This is a genomic window from Mumia sp., from assembly GCF_028803055.1.
Classification (GTDB): Bacteria; Actinomycetota; Actinomycetes; order Propionibacteriales; family Nocardioidaceae; genus Mumia.
In genome coordinates this window covers 1-590 of sequence record NZ_JARBCJ010000348.1, presented here as the reverse complement: position 1 = coordinate 590, position 590 = coordinate 1, and the positions used below count along the sequence as shown (strand labels likewise).

Sequence of the window (590 nt, the reverse complement as noted above, 5' to 3'; positions counted from 1 at the left end):
CGAGTCGAGCGGGTCGCCGTGGTCGCACAGCTCGACGGCCACGTTGCCGACCCCGAACGTGTCGACGAGGCGGCCGAGCTCGCGGGCGGCGGCCGCCGGACCCCCGTGGACCAGGGCCCGGGGCACCGCCCCCTTGCGGCAGCCGGTGAGCACCAGCCAGTGGCCGCCGTGGGCCGCGGCCCAGTCGACGCCGGAGTAGTCGGGGCGGCCCTTCTCGCGGCCCGCCAGGTGCCCGGTGCTGAGCGTGGATGCCAGCCGGGCGTAGCCGTCGGGGTCGCGGGCCAGCACCAGCAGGTGGTCGCCCTCGGGGTCGGCCTCGCCGTTCTGGGGGCGGGTCAGCCCGAGCGACAGCTCGGCGCCGAACACGGTCGGTACGGCCACCGATCGGGCGGCCTCGGCGAAGCGGACCACCCCGTAGAACCCGTCGTGGTCGGTGAGGGCGAGGGCGTCGAGGCCGAGGCGGGCGGCCTCCTCCGCCAGCTCCTCGGGGTGGCTGGCCCCGTCGAGGAAGCTGAAGTTCGAGTGGCAGTGCAGCTCGGCGTAGGGGGTGGTGCTGGTGCGCCGTTCGAGCCGGGAGGGCGGTTCGTAGG

At 76.1% G+C, this 590-nt stretch carries 1 protein-coding gene; it reads right to left on the bottom strand.

Translation table 11 applies throughout. The annotated features are described in order from the left end of the window. On the bottom strand, nt 1–590 hold a 590-nt coding region (locus tag PV363_RS17860; protein ID WP_301023102.1), incomplete at both ends, for a PHP domain-containing protein.